Origin of the sequence: Burkholderia sp. FERM BP-3421 (assembly GCF_028657905.1) — a bacterium.
Classification (GTDB): Bacteria; Pseudomonadota; Gammaproteobacteria; order Burkholderiales; family Burkholderiaceae; genus Burkholderia.
Map to the genome: position 1 here is coordinate 1,161,687 of NZ_CP117782.1, position 16,162 is coordinate 1,177,848.

General features: G+C 66.8%; 12 protein-coding genes and 3 pseudogenes. 5 read left to right on the plus strand and 10 right to left on the minus strand.

Going from position 1 to position 16,162, the window contains the following annotated elements:
* Positions 1-465: 465 nt before the first annotated feature.
* The 4 genes from Bsp3421_RS21225 to Bsp3421_RS21240 all read left to right on the plus strand — a co-directional run bounded on the left by Bsp3421_RS21225 (position 466) and on the right by Bsp3421_RS21240 (position 3,925).
* Positions 466-1,959 carry a tetratricopeptide repeat protein gene (locus Bsp3421_RS21225; RefSeq protein ID WP_274003154.1) on the plus strand — a complete coding sequence of 498 codons (1,494 nt, stop codon included), beginning with the start codon at positions 466-468 and terminating at the stop codon, positions 1,957-1,959.
* Between the two features lie 55 nt (positions 1,960-2,014).
* Positions 2,015-2,230 carry a hypothetical protein gene (locus Bsp3421_RS21230; RefSeq protein WP_274003155.1) on the plus strand — a complete coding sequence of 72 codons (216 nt, stop codon included), beginning with the start codon at positions 2,015-2,017 and terminating at the stop codon, positions 2,228-2,230.
* Between the two features lie 262 nt (positions 2,231-2,492).
* Positions 2,493-2,939, plus strand: coding sequence for a hypothetical protein (locus tag Bsp3421_RS21235; RefSeq protein ID WP_274003157.1), 447 nt, complete (start codon positions 2,493-2,495; stop codon positions 2,937-2,939).
* A 218-nt stretch (positions 2,940-3,157) separates the two neighbouring features.
* Complete coding sequence (locus Bsp3421_RS21240) at positions 3,158-3,925, plus strand: 2-keto-4-pentenoate hydratase (protein WP_274003160.1); 768 nt, start codon at positions 3,158-3,160, stop codon at positions 3,923-3,925.
* A 118-nt stretch (positions 3,926-4,043) separates the two neighbouring features.
* On the opposite strand, the gene Bsp3421_RS21245 is transcribed toward Bsp3421_RS21240, so the two are convergent.
* From Bsp3421_RS21245 to Bsp3421_RS21265, 5 genes and pseudogenes are all read right to left on the minus strand, one after another.
* Positions 4,044-7,040, minus strand: a complete 2,997-nt coding sequence (locus tag Bsp3421_RS21245) for an amino acid adenylation domain-containing protein (protein WP_274003163.1) — start codon at positions 7,038-7,040, stop codon at positions 4,044-4,046.
* A 286-nt stretch (positions 7,041-7,326) separates the two neighbouring features.
* Positions 7,327-7,659 carry a cytochrome o ubiquinol oxidase subunit IV gene (gene cyoD / locus Bsp3421_RS21250; protein WP_274003165.1) on the minus strand — a complete coding sequence of 111 codons (333 nt, stop codon included), beginning with the start codon at positions 7,657-7,659 and terminating at the stop codon, positions 7,327-7,329.
* Positions 7,660-8,266 (minus strand): annotated as a pseudogene (gene cyoC / locus Bsp3421_RS21255) (cytochrome o ubiquinol oxidase subunit III). It abuts the gene before it with no gap.
* 80 nt (positions 8,267-8,346) lie between these two features.
* Positions 8,347-9,317, minus strand: a pseudogene (locus Bsp3421_RS21260) (cbb3-type cytochrome c oxidase subunit I); the annotation flags it as partial.
* A 3-nt stretch (positions 9,318-9,320) separates the two neighbouring features.
* Positions 9,321-9,530, minus strand: a pseudogene (locus Bsp3421_RS21265) (COX aromatic rich motif-containing protein); the annotation flags it as partial.
* Between the two features lie 269 nt (positions 9,531-9,799).
* Here Bsp3421_RS21265 and Bsp3421_RS21270 point away from each other — a divergent pair.
* Complete coding sequence (locus Bsp3421_RS21270) at positions 9,800-10,591, plus strand: class I SAM-dependent methyltransferase (RefSeq protein ID WP_274003167.1); 792 nt, start codon at positions 9,800-9,802, stop codon at positions 10,589-10,591.
* A 12-nt stretch (positions 10,592-10,603) separates the two neighbouring features.
* Here the strand turns inward: Bsp3421_RS21270 and Bsp3421_RS21275 are convergent, their stop codons facing one another.
* From Bsp3421_RS21275 to Bsp3421_RS21295, 5 genes are read right to left on the minus strand one after another with little or no spacing between them, the layout of a single operon-like run.
* A complete protein-coding gene (locus Bsp3421_RS21275) occupies positions 10,604-12,019 on the minus strand; it encodes a UbiD family decarboxylase (protein WP_274003168.1) in 1,416 nt (471 codons plus the stop codon).
* 13 nt (positions 12,020-12,032) lie between these two features.
* A complete protein-coding gene (locus Bsp3421_RS21280) occupies positions 12,033-13,292 on the minus strand; it encodes an MFS transporter (protein ID WP_274003170.1) in 1,260 nt (419 codons plus the stop codon).
* Positions 13,293-13,315: 23 nt separating this feature from the next.
* Entirely contained in the window at positions 13,316-14,536 is a 1,221-nt protein-coding gene (locus Bsp3421_RS21285; RefSeq protein ID WP_274003172.1) for a phosphoribosyltransferase family protein, read from the minus strand.
* The gene (trpD, locus tag Bsp3421_RS21290) at positions 14,533-15,567 is read right to left on the minus strand and encodes an anthranilate phosphoribosyltransferase (protein WP_274003173.1); all 1,035 of its coding nucleotides are present in this window, start codon (positions 15,565-15,567) and stop codon (positions 14,533-14,535) included. The genes Bsp3421_RS21285 and trpD overlap by 4 nt, the downstream gene beginning before the upstream one ends.
* The gene (locus Bsp3421_RS21295; protein WP_274003175.1) at positions 15,564-16,160 is read right to left on the minus strand and encodes an isochorismatase family protein; all 597 of its coding nucleotides are present in this window, start codon (positions 16,158-16,160) and stop codon (positions 15,564-15,566) included. The genes trpD and Bsp3421_RS21295 overlap by 4 nt, the downstream gene beginning before the upstream one ends.
* Positions 16,161-16,162 lie beyond the last annotated feature (2 nt).

A 16,162-nucleotide genomic window follows, 5' to 3' on the forward strand; every position in this document is an offset into this window, starting at 1 on the left:
TAATTAGTTCAGATTCTCGCCTCGACCCTTTATACAGGGTGCCTCGCCAAAGGTAGGCTCTCCATCAACCCATCAAGGGGCGGAGCATTCCCGTCAAAGCAAGCCAGGCCTGGAACTCTTATCAAGGCGGTGTGCCGCAAGATGGATATTGCCTAGACGACGTCATGCTGAATGGAAGACATACAGTGGACTGGGCACATCCAGGCGACGTCACCCACTTAAGAATTATTTGCGCAAGAAACACGGGGGACCGGAGGCAGCACAGAACCATGGCCGTGGTCATATCGTCGGATGATAATATGCGTCCGAGGCCAGTCTGACAGCCGCGCGCGAAGCGTCGCAGCACGACTGCCAATCCATGACTCACTTGGTTCAGCGATTTTGTCTGAGCAAAACCGAGCCCTGCGGCAATGCCATGACCTAACCAGAAAGCTGTAAAGCGATCTGCATTGAAAAAGGCGCGCAATGACTCATGATCAACATCGAAATATTGCTTTCGTAAAGGAACGCTATCTCTGCAGGCAATTTTCCGAAGCCCTACGCGCGGCGCAAGCGGCTCTTGAGGTTGATCCCGACGATGCGGAACTGCTTAATCTGGCGAGCGCCTGCCACTTGGCTTTGCACAACTACGCCGACGCCCTGACCCATCTGACCCGAGCGATTCAAGAGAAACCGTCATTCGCCGACGCTCACAACAATCTTGGCGTGCTCCATCGCGCCCAGGCGCGGCACGATGCCGCCGAGTCCTCGTTCCGGCGCGCGCTTGTCGCCCAGCCGGATCATCCGGACGCGTTGTTGAATCTGGGTAGCCTGCTGCGATCGATGCGACGCTTGAAAGAAGCCGAATCGATGATTGCGCAACTGATCACAGCGGCACCGGATCGCCCTGATGCGCTGAATTTGCTCGGCCTTATCCTGACGGACCAGGGCCGCCTTGATCACGCCAAGACTGCTTATCGACGCGCGTTGGCGCTTCAGCCGGATCACGCGCCCTATCAGCTGAATCTGGCCAACGCATTGCTCGCCGAGGGAAACTGGACCGAGGGGCTGCTGCTGTTCGAAGCACGCCACGCGCCTTTTTTCCAAGGTGCCCATTCCAGCCCGCCGACGGTACCCTTCCCTCAATGGCGCGGAGAGCCCATCGCGGGCGCGTCGCTTCTGATCTGGCCGGAGCAAGGGCATGGCGATCTGATCCATCTGGTGCGCTATATCCGCAGACTCAAGGCACTCGGTAGCGCGCGAATCACGCTGGTTTGCAGCTACGCGACGCTGCCGTTGTTTGCCGCGCTACCCGGCGCGGATGCAGTCGTCCCGCGCGAAGCATTTCATGCATCGGCATGTCCGATGCACGATTTCTGGACCTATGCCTGGAGTATTCCCTATCATCTGCGGGAACAGCCATCCACCATCCCGGCCGAACTGCCCTATCTGCGCGCACCGGCGAATGCGGCATCGAAATGGGAGCGCTTCCTTCCCAAGGGGCGTCTTCGCGTCGGCCTGGTCTGGCGAGGCAACCCGCTCAACCCGAGCGACTCGGTCAGGTCGCTGCCGGGGCTGAAGGTGCTGAAGCCTCTATGGGAGAGTGGGAACGTCACCTTCGTCAGCCTCCAAAAGGATGCGACTGCCGTTGAGCTACAAGCGGAAACCGACCAACGCTTCATCGTCAATCTGGGTAGCCGGGCCGCCAACTTTGCCGACGTCGCGGGCATGATCTCGCGGCTCGACCTCGTGATCGGCGTCGACACCGCCGCGATGCATCTTGCCGCGGCGCTCGGCAAACCCACCTGGATACTGATTTCAAATGTCGCCGCGGATTGGCGATGGGCGGCACAGGGCTCGACGTCGATCTGGTATCCCGGTGCCGTGACGTTGTTTCGGCAGGAAGTCGATGAAACGGATTGGTCGGGTGTCGTGTCGCGGGCTTCCCAGGCATTGTCTGGTATGCGAACAATCCGCTAGCGCTGTCATGCCGAACGCCACGTGCTGGCGAATCCGTTCGCCGACGCCAATATGCATGGGCACGCACCGCGCCTTTACCGAAAGCGAAGGTCTGCGGCGACGCACGATCACGGATGACGCGCTGCGGCCGGTCGTCGATGCGCCGGTATATTCGCCGAACGAGCAGATGATGCAGGTACAGCACGTAATGGTTTCATTGTCTGCTTGCTCTGGAACAGCACTCGCGTTGTCGTGGAAATCTGCAATGCAGGCGCACAGCGCTCCTGCTTGATCAATAATCTTTGAATCATTAAATTCAACCATAAATCAAATCGATTTCAATCGTACGCGGCCTTCTCAATCACACGAACATCTCCCGACGCGCATCAAATCGATTGCGATTAGTGATTGATGGTGCCTGCCGCTTGAAATAAAGTACTTGAGAGGGTTTCTGATCGGACGCCCTCGAATCCAGCCTGGCTGAGAAAATTCCGATTCGCATCTTTGAAACAAACCCATAAACCGACCAATTTTCTTTAACTTGGGGGAATTCAATGAGCATTTCAAATACCGTTTCGATCGGCAAGCTTGCGAAGCAGGCTTGCTCCACGCTGCGCGCGAAGAAACTTGCGCTCCTGCTCGCCGCCCCGGCGCTCATGCTCTCCTCTCACGCGGCGCTTGCCGGCGTGATCGGTACGATCGATTCGGCCAACAGCAACGGCGTCGTATATGGCTGGGCCTGCGCGCAAGGCAACTATCAACCGGTTACCGTGCAGATCTACGTCGGCAATAGCCCGGAAAACGGCGGCATGTTGGCCGGCGTGGGTATTGCCAATCAAGCGAACGAGCCCGCAGTCAACGCCGCCTGTAATGCCGGCGGCTCCCATCGGTTCGGTATTCAGTTGGGCGCAAGCTATCCGCCGGGCACCCGCATCTTCATTTATGGCGTTTCACCGGGCGGCGCCGCGTTGGTGAACTCCGGATCGGTTTATATCCCTTGATTCGTCGATCCAATCCATCCGTCACGATGACCGGATGAGAGGGCGAGGTGCATCGTTTTCAACGATGCACCTCGATTGCGCCTGATGCGAGCCCCGGCCGGGTTCCGGCAACCACGCGGCCGGGCTCGACGCCGGCACGGGCAGCGCCCGGCGCCCGACACGGCATCCGCCGCCGGGCATAGAATGCTCGCTTCGCCTCGCGCCCCTCCCGCATTCCCATGACCGCCACGCCCGACAACACGGAAATCGCCGCCCTGCACCTCATTGCCCTACACCGCGCGGGCATTCCCGGCGCGCGGCTGCCGGACGCCGCGCGCCCGGACGACATCGACTCAGCACTGGCGATCCAGCGCCGCGTCGTCGCGTTGTCGGGGGATGGCGTCGGCGGCTGGAAATGCGCGCTGCCGCCGCCGGGGCGCGTCGTCGTCGCGCCCATCCTCGCATCGCGGATCCACGACGCATCGAACGCGCCGTTCCCGGTCGCCGGAGACGCGCCCATCGTGCGCATCGAACCCGAACTTGCTTTCGTGCTCGATCACGACCTGCCGCGTCGCGATCGTCCCTACGACGAAGCCGAGGTACGTGACGCGATTCGCGACGTGCGGCTCGTGCTCGAAGTGCTGGGCTGCCGTTACGCGGAGCCCGAACGGGCATCCGCCTTCGAGCTGCTCGCGGACAACCAGTTCAATCAGGGGCTATGTGTCGGCCCCGTGGTGCCGGACGGCCTGCACGTCCCGCTCGACGCCATCGCGCTCGATTTCCACGGCGCGCTCGATCGAACGATCGACGGCCGCCATCCGGACGGCGATCCGCTCAAGCCCTTGCTCTGGCTCGTCAACTTCCTCGCCGCACGCGGCGAACCGGTTCGCGCCGGCCAGATCGTGACGACGGGCTCCTATGCAGGCGCACTCGACGTACCGCGCGGCCAGCCGCTCCGCGTGAACTTCGGTGCGCTCGGCGCGCTCTCGATGCAGGGATTCGCCTGAACATCGGCGGCCTCCCCTGCCGGATTCGCCGGCCATCCACGCGGCATGGGCGAGGAGCGCCGCGATTCCGCCCGGGCGCGCCGCCGGCTGCGCGCCGGTTCTCCACTCGCCAGAACGCTCAACCCGCCGCAGACCACCCGATCGACCGCTTCAGATACAACGCGAGCTGCGCGCGCGAAAACGTAGGCTGCTCGATCCCGCTGCCGGCGAGGCATTCGATGACGTTGCGGCAATCCCACTGATAATTGTCCTGATAAAGCTCGACCGTGCTCAAGCCGTTGCGGATGTTGTCGTTGAACAGGCTCAACAGCGGATAAAGCGGCGCATCGACATCGCCCTTCCAGGAATCGAGCCATTCATGGAACGGTACGATGCGCAGGTTCAAACCGAAATCCCGATTCAAGCGCGCAAAGAATTCCAGGAGCGTCAGATTGGTGCCGGGTGAATTGATCAAGTTGAATTTCCGTCCCAGCGCCTCGGGCTTGCGCGAAATGTACGCGAGCGCCTTCGTCATGTAGTCGACCGTGCTCAAGCCTTCGCGCAGATCGTGCAGATCGGGCACGGTGCCGCGCGCGAGGCAGGTCTTGACCAGCCTCCCCCACCATTGATAATCCGCGCTCACCCCGGTTTCGCTGTGGAACGTCGCGTAGCCCAGGCGGAACGTCATCAGCGGCAGTCCGCGTCGCGCGGCCAGGTCGGCGATCTTTTCCATCACCCACTTGCTGCGCGTATAACCGATGTCCTCGAGCACGGCGCCCAGGTTCTGGTCGATATCGTCCGCCTCGGTCATCGAGGTCTTGCCCGTGAAGCGATGCCCCCAGCTGTAGACCGAGATCGTCGACAGCATGACCAGCGCCTTGGTGCGCCGGCTGCCCGCGAATGCCACGATCTGCAGCAAGCCGTCGACGTTGATCTTCTTCATGTACGAGTAAGGCTGGATGAAGTTGACCGCGCTCGCCGAGTGATAGACCACATCGATCTCGTCGCTCAACGCCGCGTAGTCGGACGCACTCATGCCGAGGTGGGCCTTCGTGATATCGGCCGGCCAGACGCGGATGCGCGCCATGTCTTCCGCCTTCACAGGCAGGTCGTACTCGCGTCGCTTCGCCTCGATGCGCGCACGGCCCGCACTCGCGTCCTCGGCGCGGACGAGGCAATGCACCACCGCCGACGTCGTCGCGAGCAGTTCGGCGAGCAAGTGGACTCCGACGAAACCCGTCGCGCCGGTCAGCAGGATCGCGCGGGGCCGGCTCAGCCGGGCCGGGTCGAACGGGCCGCTGAAATCCGCCTGGGCGGGCACGCGGATGTCCTGCTCCAGCGCATAGGTCGGCTCGCGTTCGAGTTCCGGCGCGGTCGCGGCCACGCGCCGCTCGATCTCCGCCGCGAGCCCCGCGACCGAGGCGTGCTCGTAGACCTCGCGAATCAGCATCTTCACGCCCGCCGCCTCCGACAACGCCTTGACGAGCTTCGCCGTCAGCAGGGAGTTGCCGCCGATATCGAAAAACGAATCCGTCTTGTGGAAGTGCGCATGGCCGATGAGCGCGGCGAATGCATTCGCGACCTGACGCTCGGCGGCGCTGTACGGTTCGCTTTCCGCCCAGTCCGGTTGCTGTTGCGCATGAAAGCGCTGCCGGAGCGCGTCCCGATCGGTCTTGCCGTTCACCGTGGTCGGCATCTCGTCCAGCAGCAGATAGCGGACCGGCCACATGTAGTCGGGCAGGTAGTGCCGGACAGTCGCCTTGAGCGCAGCGATGACGCGCGCGGGCGATGCCGTGGCGTCGCGCGGCACGACGAACGCGACCAGATCGACACCGCTCCCGGCCGCGTTGGGCACGGTCAGCACGCTCGCCTTGCGCACCTCGACCGCGCGCATGAGCGTGCTCCGAACCTCGTCCGGCTCGACCAGGTTGCCTCGTATCTTGACCTGGTCGTCCCGGCGACCGAGGAACTGGATCGCGCCGTCGTCGAGCGTGCGTCCCAGATCGCCCGTGTGATAAACGATCCGTCCGGGCTGGTTCGGATGCGGGCGGAATTTCATGTGGGTCAGATCGGGGTTGCCCAGGTAGCCGCGCGCCAGGCACGGTCCACCGATGCAGATTTCACCGACTTCGGGCGTGGGCACGATGCCCCCCGCCTCGTCCAGGATCAGGATTTCCGTGTCGTGGATCGGGCGGCCAATCGAATCCGGCCGACCCAGCGTCGCGCTCGGCACTGGATGGCAGGTTGCGAAGATCGTCGCTTCGGTCGGGCCGTAGTAATCGATCAGCGTGTATCGGATGCCGTCCGTATCGACCGGGCCGAGCTTCTCGCCTCCCGTGAAAAGATACCGGAGGGCGAGCCCCGCCGGCTGACCGAGGGCGACCACATCCGCGACCAGCACGGTCGGCACATAGGCATGCGTGATCCGGTGGCGGATGAAGAAACCGACCAGCGCGTCGACGTCGAGGCGCGTTTCGTCGTCGGGCAGGAACAAGGTCGCGCCCGCCGTGAGCGTGGACCAGATCTCCCACTGCGAGACGTCGAATCCCAGGCTGGCCATCGACGTCGCCCGGCTCTCGCCGGTCATCGCGAAACGCGCGTTGTGCCAACGCATGAGCGCGGCCACGGCCGCGTGCTCGACGATCACGCCCTTGGGCGCGCCGGTGGAGCCCGACGTAAAGATCACATAGAGCGCATCGTTCGCCGCGCTCTCGTGCGGCGTCGGGCTCGGCGCATCCTGTTCCCGATGCTGCGAGCACAACTGCGCGATGCTGATGTACGAACCCGTTCCGCTTGCGGCCGGCTTGCGCGTGGTCAACGCAAGCGGAGCGTTGCACTGCGCCAGGATGTGCTGCCTGCGCGCGTCGGGATAGCGCTCGTCGATCGGCACATAGGCGGCGCCCGCCTTCAGCACCCCGAGTATGCCGACGATGAAATCCGCATTCCGTCTCGCCTCGATCGGCACCAGGCTGCCGGGCCCCGCGCCGTGCGCCGTCAGCGCGGCGGCGACCGTGTCGCTTCGTCGGTCGAGGTCGCGGTAGTTCAGCGTCTCGTGTTCCGAGACCACGGCCGGCGCATGGCCCGCGAGCGATACGCGGCACCGGAACAGTTCCAGCAAGTTCGTCTGAGTGGACATGGTGCGCGCCTCCCTGTCAAAAAGTAAGCACACCTCAGATAAAGAAAAGAACCAGTTCCATGCGGGCCGCATGCGGGAGACGCTGCATTTCACGCGTATTTTTCGCTATCCACTATAGGAAGCCCTATTGCTCATTTCCAGGAAATTCCGGCAGTGCGATCGAGACCACGGGCGTGCGGGCGATACGCATTCCAGGTTGTGCACGCCGCCCCGTCGCGCCGGCGAGCGCACATGAAAAAAGCGGCTCTTTCGAGCCGCTTTCAGCCTACCGTCCCGCGCGTGTCGCTCAGCGCGACATCATGTTCATGCTGACGTTGTGCATGACCCATATCGTGCCGATGATCAGGATGCCGGTGGTAAGCACCGTATAGCTGAACGCCATGACGTTCCAGCGCTGCCCCGACGAGCTGTTCATGTGCAGGAAGTACACGAGGTGCACGACGATCTGCACGAACGCGAGCACGGCCGGCGCGATCAGTGCCGCGTGCGGCGGCAGGCCGCCCCACGTCACGACCCCGAACGACGCCGCGGTCAGCACGACCGACAGCACGAAGCCCGCGGCGTAGCTGCCGACGCTGCCGTGCCCGGCATCAAGTTGAGAGGGATGCGACTGGTCCATTCAGATCACGCTCGCGAGATAGACAAAGGAAAACACGCAGATCCACACGATGTCGAGGAAGTGCCAGAAGAGGCTCAGGCAGGTCAGGCGACGCAGGTCGCGTTCCGACAGCGTCGCGCGGCCGACGATCTGCGCGGCCAGCACGACCATTCACACGAGGCCCACGGTCACGTGCAGCCCGTGCGTGCCCACCAGCGTGAAGAACGCGGACAGGAACGCGCTGCGCTGCGGCCCCGCGCCTTCGGCGATCAGGTGCGAGAACTCGCGCATTTCCATCGCGAGGAACGCCGCGCCGAGCACGAAGGTCACGGCGAGCCAGGCGAGCAGCGCGCCCTTCATCTGGCGATGCGCGGCCAGCATGGCGAAACCGTAGGTGATGCTGCTCAACAGCAGCGCCGCCGTCTCCAGCGCCACGCCGGGAATGTCGAACAGGTCCTTCGTGGTCGGGCCGCCCGCGTAGCACCGCGAAGGTGGCGAACAGCGCCGCGAAGATCACGTAGTCGGTCATCAGGTACAGCCAGAACCCGAACACCGAATGGGACGGCGGATGATCGCCATGATCGTCGGCGTGATCGTGCAGGTTCACGTCGAGAGTTTTCTGCAACATCAGTTGACCTCCAGTTCCAAGTCGTCGACGCGCGTCTCGATGCGCTTGCCGAGGCGGTTGTCCTCGATCTTCCGGACCGTCGACGCCGTCGTGAAGAAGTGATGCAGCCACACGAGGAACGACAGCACCATGATCGCGCAGGTCGCGTAGACCATCGTCCGGTAGCCGAACAACGGCTTCTTCGCGAAGGTCGCGATGACTTCCGAGAAGATCCCGAACGCCGGCAGGATCAGGATGTGCACCTCCGTATGCCCCCACGCCCGGATCAGGTTCAGGTACAGCATCGCGTTGCCGCCGGCGTCATTCGTGAAGAAATGCATGCCGAGGTAGCGGTCGAGGGCGAGCAGCGCGAGCGTCGCGGTCAGGATCGGGAACGACGCCATGATCAGCACGTTGGTGCGCAGCGCGGTCCAGGTGAACACGGGCATCTTCATCAGCGTCATGCCCGGCGCGCGCATCTTGATGATCGTCACGAAGAAGTTGACGCCCGAGATCTGCAGCGCCCACAGATAGTAGTCGCCCCCCCGGGCTGAACTGCAGCTCGGACAGCGGCGGATAGGCGAGCCAGCCGGTCCGCGCGAATTCGCCGATCACGAGCGACAGGTTGATCAGGATCGCGCTGACGGCCGTCATCCAGAAGGACAGCGAGTTGATGAACGGGAACGCGACGTCGCGCGCGCCGATCCGCAGCGGCACGATCAGGTTCATCAGGCCGACCATGAACACCATCGCCATGAAGAAGATCATGATCACGCCGTGCGCGGTGAAGACCTGCTCGTAATGGTGCGGCGGCAGGTAGCCGGGCCCGTTGGCGCATCATGATCGCGTCGGCGAAGCCGCGCAGCAGCACGATGAACGCGATGATGATGTACATCACGCCGATCTTCTTGTGATCGACGCTCGTGAGCCATTCGCCCCACAGCCATTTCCATCGGCCGGTGATCGTCAAGGCCGCGAGAATGCCGATCACGACCAGCTCCATGAAGGCGCCCGCCCCCATGATGATCGGCTGGTCGAACGGAATCGCCGAAAGTGTCAGTTTGCCGAACATGCGTTATCCCTTCGTGCCGCAGGCGGCGTCCTTCAGGTCGAGGACGTGGCCATCGTTGTATTTCGCGATGATGTTGTGGAAGAGCCGGGGATCGACCGACGAGAAGTAGCGCACGGGCGCCTTCTCGCTCGACTCGGCAACCGTGCGGTACACGCTCATGTCGAGCCGGTCCGACGACGCCCTCACCTTCTGCACCCAGGCATCGAACTTTTGGCCGACAAAGGGGGCGCCTGACCGGATTCGGTGCGCTGCGGGAAAGTGAGTCCTGCTGTCGGGCTCGGAGACGGATGCGGTCCGACGGGGGGGCGAAGCAGAAACCCGGCGTGCCGGGCTGCATGGATTCATTCAAAATACTTTCAATACGGATGTCGCAGCCGTGCGTCCCGCACCGCGCCTTACGCGTCACGCGCCGGAGTACAATGCCGGCACGGGGTGATCCGCACGCCACCGCCTTTCAAGATTCCGAATCAAAAGAGGTAGCCATGGTGTTGCTCAGTGATCTGGCGGTCAGCCCGCCCGTCACCCGCTGCAAGTGTTGCGACGGGCCCGCCCGCTTGTGCGGCGTGGTCGATTTTTCCCGCAGTTGTCTCGATCTGGTCGGCCCGCGGGTCATGCCCTACGCGGGCGTCCCGATCTATTACCACCGGTGCGAGCAATGCGGCTTCGTCGCGACCCACGCGTTCGACGCGTGGTCTCACGAGGATTTCGCCGCGCACATCTACAACGACGAGTACGTGCGCGTCGACCCCGACTATCTCGGCGCGCGGGCCGCGCAGAACGCCGAGATCGTCGCCGGCAATTTCCCCGAACTGGCCGGCGTCGCGATCCTCGACTACGGCGCGGGCCTCGGCCTGTTCGAACGCGAACTCAAGGCCAAGGGCTTCGCGCACGTCGACTCGTTCGATCCCTACACAGGCAACAGCATCCGCCCGACGCGGCGTTACGATCTCGTCGTCGCGTTCGAGGTATTCGAGCATCATCCGCAGCCGCAGGCATTGATCGACGAGCTGGCGGGATTCCTCGAAGACGGCGGCGCGCTGTTGTTCAGCACCACCCTCGCCACCGACGCCGCGCTTCAAGCCGGACTCGAACGCTGGTGGTACTGCGCGCCGCGCAACGGCCACATCTCGTTCTTCACGCTGCATGCGCTCGCGCGGATCGGCGCGCGGCACCAGTTGATCCCCGCGTCGTTCACCGACGGCATTCATTTCTATTTCCGCGGCGAGCCGCCCGCATGGGCGAAGCGCTTCACCCATCAGGTCTGGCAAGAATGACCCCGCGCGCGGTCACGCCGCGCTGAAGGCGCGCCGGAAGCGCGCGCGCTGGTCGAGCGGCACGAGGCAGTCGATCACGCACTTGCGGGTATGGCCGCGCACGCCGCCCGCGCAATACTCGGCGGACTGGGTCGGGTCGAGCGAGGTGCCGCGCAGGCTCCCCGTGACCGTGAGATCGTGTTCCAGCCGGCAGCGCGTCGCGATGGCCCACAGCACGTCGTCCGCCGCGTGCGCTTGCACGTCGGCATCGACGAGCACCAGGTTCTTGGTCGACGCAACCTGTTCGAGCGCCAGCCGTGCCGCCTCGCGCAGCCGCGCGTCGTCCCCGGCGTCGCGCGGCGCGCATTGCAGCACCGTGAACAGATGGCCGCCGCCCGCCGCCAGCGCGCCGACGTCACGCACCAGCGAACCTGCGCCGCCCTGCTGCAGCACCCGCCACACCGCCGCTTCCTGGCCCGCGCCCAGCAATTCCGACTGCTCGCGCCCCGGCCCGCTGACCGCCTGATAGCACGCGCCCTCGCGATACGCGAGCGCGCTGACGGCCAGCACCGGCACCACGCCCGCCGGCGAGTAGTAGCCGAGGTATTCGGGCATCGCATGGCCGCCCGGCGTATCGCCCTCGCTCGCCTGTTCCGCGCCGAGGCTGCCTTCGAGCACGATCTCGGCGTGGTCGATGCACCAGCCCGGCTGCGACGCGCATGGGGCCAGCCCCACCGGCCGGCCGCGCAGCGCGCCCGCGACGGCCAGTTCGTCGTCGCCGAAGCCGAGCGCGGGCGCGCTCAGCGCCGCCGCGTAGTAGAGCGCCGGATCGAGCCCGATGTTGATCGAGACCGGCAAGCGCTCGCCGCGCGCCACGCATGCGTCGAGCATGCGCCGCAGATGGCCGGACGAGCCGAGCGCGATCGTCGCCGAACCGTGCTTGAGCGTGATCCGGTGCACCGAGGCATTCGCCGCCCCGCTCACCGGGTCGCGTGCATAGGCGAGCCCGAGCGTGACGGTCGGCCCCGGATCGCCCGCCGAACACGTCAGCGCCGGCAGCCACGCGCGCAAATCGGGATCGCGCACCACATGGCGCGGCGTCGGCGCGCGCACCGGTTGCGGCGGCAACGGCCGCGCGAGCGCGTCGGCGAGCAGCGCGCCATGCGGCGTGCGCGGATCGGCGCGACCGTCCGGATCGAGCCAGAAGCGCGTGCGCGCGCGGCTGCCGAACACGCCCAGCAGCACCGGGAACGCGCCGCGCGCCGGCGCATGGTAGCGCCGCAGCGGCTGCTCGGCGCTCATCCACGCGCCGTGCGATGTGCGATACGACGCGAGGTAATCGTCGAGCAGCGCAAGCTGCGGATCGAGGCGCGCATCGATCTCCTCGATGCGCCCGCCGTGGCGTTCGAGCGCGGCGAGCGCGCTGCGCAGGTCGACGATGTCGCTCATCGCAGGCGCCCGCTCATTCCGTTGCGCGCGCAACCGCGCGATGCGGCGCATCCGCCGCGCGCCGCGAGCCGGCGATCGCGAGCAGCGCGACCGACGCGAGCGCGCACAGCGCGCTGAACACGATCGACACGGCGTAGCTCTGCGACAGGTCGAACAGCAGGCCGCCGAGGCTGCCGCCCGCGATCGCCGCGATGCCGACCGAGATGTACAGCGCGCCCAGGATCGCGCCGAGGTTCGCGGTGCCGAACCAGCTGGCCGCGACCGACGGATACAGCGAGATGCAGCCGCCGTTGGCCGCGCCGAACAGCAGCGCGAACACGGCGAGCGTCGCGAAATCGTGCGCGCCGAGCCAGCACAGGTTCAACACGGCGAGCGCGAAGGTCAGCCACCCAAGCAGCTGGCGCGCGCCGAGCCGGTCGGCGAGACTGCCGAGCAACAGGCGGCCGCCGACGTTGCCGACGCCGATCAGGCCGATCAGCAGGTTCGCCTCGGCGGCGGACAGGCCCAGCTGGCGCGCATACGGATTGATGTGCACGAGCGCGAGGAACAGCCCGACCGAGCCGAGGAAGATCGCGCCGAAATACCACCAGAACCGCGCGCCGCGCGCGGCCTCGGCCAGCGTCAGATCGGCGCCGCCGCGCGCGGGCGCGGCCGTCGCGCCGGCGGGCGCGGTGTCGCCGTCCGGCAGCAGGCCCAGCTCCTGCGGCTTGCCGCGCATCTGGGTCGCCGCCGCGAGCCCCACCAGCGCGATCGCCGCCGCGAACACCCGCATCGTCGAGGCCCACGACATCTGCTGCATCAACCAGCCCGCGGCGCTCGGCCCGATGAAGGTGCCGAGCCCGGTGCCCGCGAGCGCGAGCCCGGACGCTCGGCTGCGGTAGCGCACGAACCAGCGCTGCACCGCGGTCACGCTCGGCACGTAGACGAGCCCGACGCCCAGCCCGACCAGCACGCAGAACGCGCCGAGGAACACCGGCAGCGAGCCGCCCGCGAGACTGCTGACGAAGAAGCCGAGCGCGAGCAGCACGATGCCGATGCCGACGACGGTGCGCGTCGAGGTCCGGTCGGCGACCGCGCCGGAGAACACCCCGACCGTGTAGTAGATGAACGCGGTCAGCGAGAAGACCGACGCCACGGGGAAGCGCCCCGCGTCGAACGTCGCCTGCAGCGGCACGAAGAACGCGCCGAACGAATAAGCCGCGCCGAAGATCAGCGCGAGCAGCAGGTGCGCCGCGATCACGACGCTCCATCCCTTGAAGAAACCTGTGCGCATGGTCGTCCTCCTGTCCGCGTCGCTCAGTAATTGACGTCGAGCACGCTCGACGCCGTCCCCGCCACGCTGACCCGCACCAGCGTGCGCACCTCGATGCCGGTCGCCGCGCGCACCCGCTCGACGCCCGCGTAGTCGGCCTTCTCCGCCACGCAGACGATCTGCTCGACGCTCGCGCCCGCGCGCCGCACCGCCTCGACCAGCCCGATCAGCGTGCCGCCCGTGCTGATCAGGTCGTCGACGATGATCACGCGGTCGCCCGCTTCGACGCCGTTCAGGTACAGCTCGCCCGAGGTGTACTCGCAGCCGAACTCGACCTTCACCTGCCCTTCGAGGCCCGACGGATACCAGCGCGCGATGCCGAACGGCAGGCCGGACAGCAGCGACACCGCGGCGAGCAGCACGCCGCCCTTGTCTTCCTCGCCGACCAGCTTCATGCCGGGCTGCACGTCGAGCGCCTCGCACACGCGCCGCGCGGCCTCGCGCAGCAGCGGCGCCGGCGTGGCCGGCACCTGCTCGGTCAGCGAGTTGACCAGGAACTGCCGGCCGTTGATCTCGACGAGCGGCCGCGCGTCGAAGGCGTCGCGCAGCAGGTCCGGGGCGTCGGCGCTCGGCTGCGGGCGCGCATCGCGATCCGCATCGCGCACCGCCGCGACGAACGCGCGCAGCTTGTCCGGATCCTTGCGGGTCGCGCTCGCGCCGACGCCCGAGCTGACGTCCACCCCGGCCGGCGCGAGCCGCGCGACCAGCTGGCCGACGTTGTCCGCGTGCAGGCCGCCCGCGACGATCACGGGGCGCGCGAAGCGCACGCCGTGCAGCCGGTCCCAGTCGAAGCGCTGCCCGGTGCCGCCCGTGAGGCCGGCGACGGAAGCGTCGAACAGATAGGCGCTGACCCGGTAGCCGTTGGCCACGGCGGGATCGAAGTCCGCGCCGACGCGAAAGCCCTTGATCACGGGCCGGCCGACCTGCTGGCAGTACGCGTCGGTTTCGCTACCCTGCAATTGGACGGCCGCCACGCCCGAGATCTCGGCCATCGCGCGCACGTGCTCGATCGGTTCGTCGACGAAGATGCCGACCGTGGTGACGAACGGCGGCAGTTGGTCGACGATCGTGCGGGCGTCGCGCGCGCTGATCTGGCGCGGGCTCGCGGAAAACACGAAGCCGAGTGCGTCCGCGCCGGCTTCGAGCGCGGCGAGCGCGTCGACGAGGGTCGTGATGCCGCAAATCTTGATACGCGTGTTGATCATGCTGGAATCTCGCTGAGAAAACGCTGGAGCAGCCGTTCGGCGGCCCCGCTGTCGAGCGCGCCGCGTGCCGCGGCTGCGCCGTCGATGAAAGTGGTGGCGCGCCCGCCAAGCACGAGCAGCGCGCCCGCCGCCGCGACCGCGGTGTCGCGGCGCGGCCCGGGCTCGCCCGCGAGGATCGCGCGGCACAACGCGGCGTTGCGGGCCGGATCGCCGCCCGCGAGATCCTCGACGCGGCATGCCGGCAAACCGAAGTCGCGCGCGCTGACGCTGAAGGTGTCGAGCGCGCCGCCGCGCACGCGCGCGATCCGCGTCTCGCCCGCGCAGCTGATTTCGTCGAGGCCCGCCGAGCCGTGCACGACGAACGCCGCGTCGCGGCCCAGGCGCAGCAGCGCGGTCGCGATCACGTCGAGCAGCTCGGGCTGCGCGACGCCGACGATCTGCCGCCGCACGCGCGCCGGATGCACGAGCGGGCCGGCCAGGTTGAACAGACTGCGCACGCCGAGCGCGCGCCGGATCTCGCTCACGCGCGGCGGGAAGCGGTGGTAGCTCGCGGTGGCGACGAACGCGAAGCCGCAGGCCGCGAGATCCGCCGCGATCCGCGCCGGCGTGCTGCTGCGCGCGACGTCCGCGCCGAGCGCGGCGAGCAGGTCGCTGCTGCCGCACGCGCTCGTCACGCCGCGATTGCCGTGCTTGATGACCGGCACGCCGGCCGCGGCCGCGATCAGCGCGGCGACGGTCGAGATGTTGAAGGTGCCCGCGCGGTCGCCGCCCGTGCCGCCGATGTCGAGCGCGTCGCAATCGGGCGCGAGGGGCGGCGGCGCGCTGCGCGCGAGGATCGCGTCGACGGCGCCCGCGACTTCGTCGGCCGTCTCGCCCTTGCGCGCGAGCGCGACCAGCAGCGCGGCGCTTTCGAGGTCGGTGTAGTGCCCGTCGAGGAGCGCGGCGACGAGCGCCGCCGCCTCGGCGCGCGCGAGGTCCGCGCGGGTCTCGACGAGCGTGCGGATCAGCGCGCGATAGGTGGGCGCGCTCATGCCGCCGCCCGGGACCCGGCGCGCAGCTGCGCGAGCACCTCGTCGAGCGGCAGCACGCGCCCGAGCACGTAGCCGACATGCTCGAGCGCGGCCTCGTGGCGCGCGGGCGTCGTGCCGGCCACGCACTCGCGCGGCACCAGCACGCGATAGTCGAGCTGCAGCGCATCCTGCGCGGTGGCCCGCACGCAGACGTCGGTGGCGACGCCCGTCAGCACCAGGGTGTCGACGCCGAGGCCCTTGAGCAGCAGATCGAGATCCGTCGCGAAGAAGCCGCTGTAGCGGCGCTTGACGAGCACGTAGTCGGAGGCGGCGGGCGCGAGCGCGTCGATGATCTCGATGCCGGGCGTGCCTTCGACGCAATGCTCGGTTTCGCCGTATTCGAGTTCGAGGCCGAAGTCGACCTTCTGGCGTCGATGCGCTTCCTGGGTGTAGATCACGGGCAGCCCGGCGTCATGCGCGAACGCGCGCAGCCGCAGGATCGCGGGCACGATCGCGGGCGCGCCCGCGCATGCGATCGGCGCGCCGGGCTCGACGAAATCGCGCTGCATGTCGACGATCACGAGTGCGGCGCGGTGGGAATGGGCAGATTTCATGG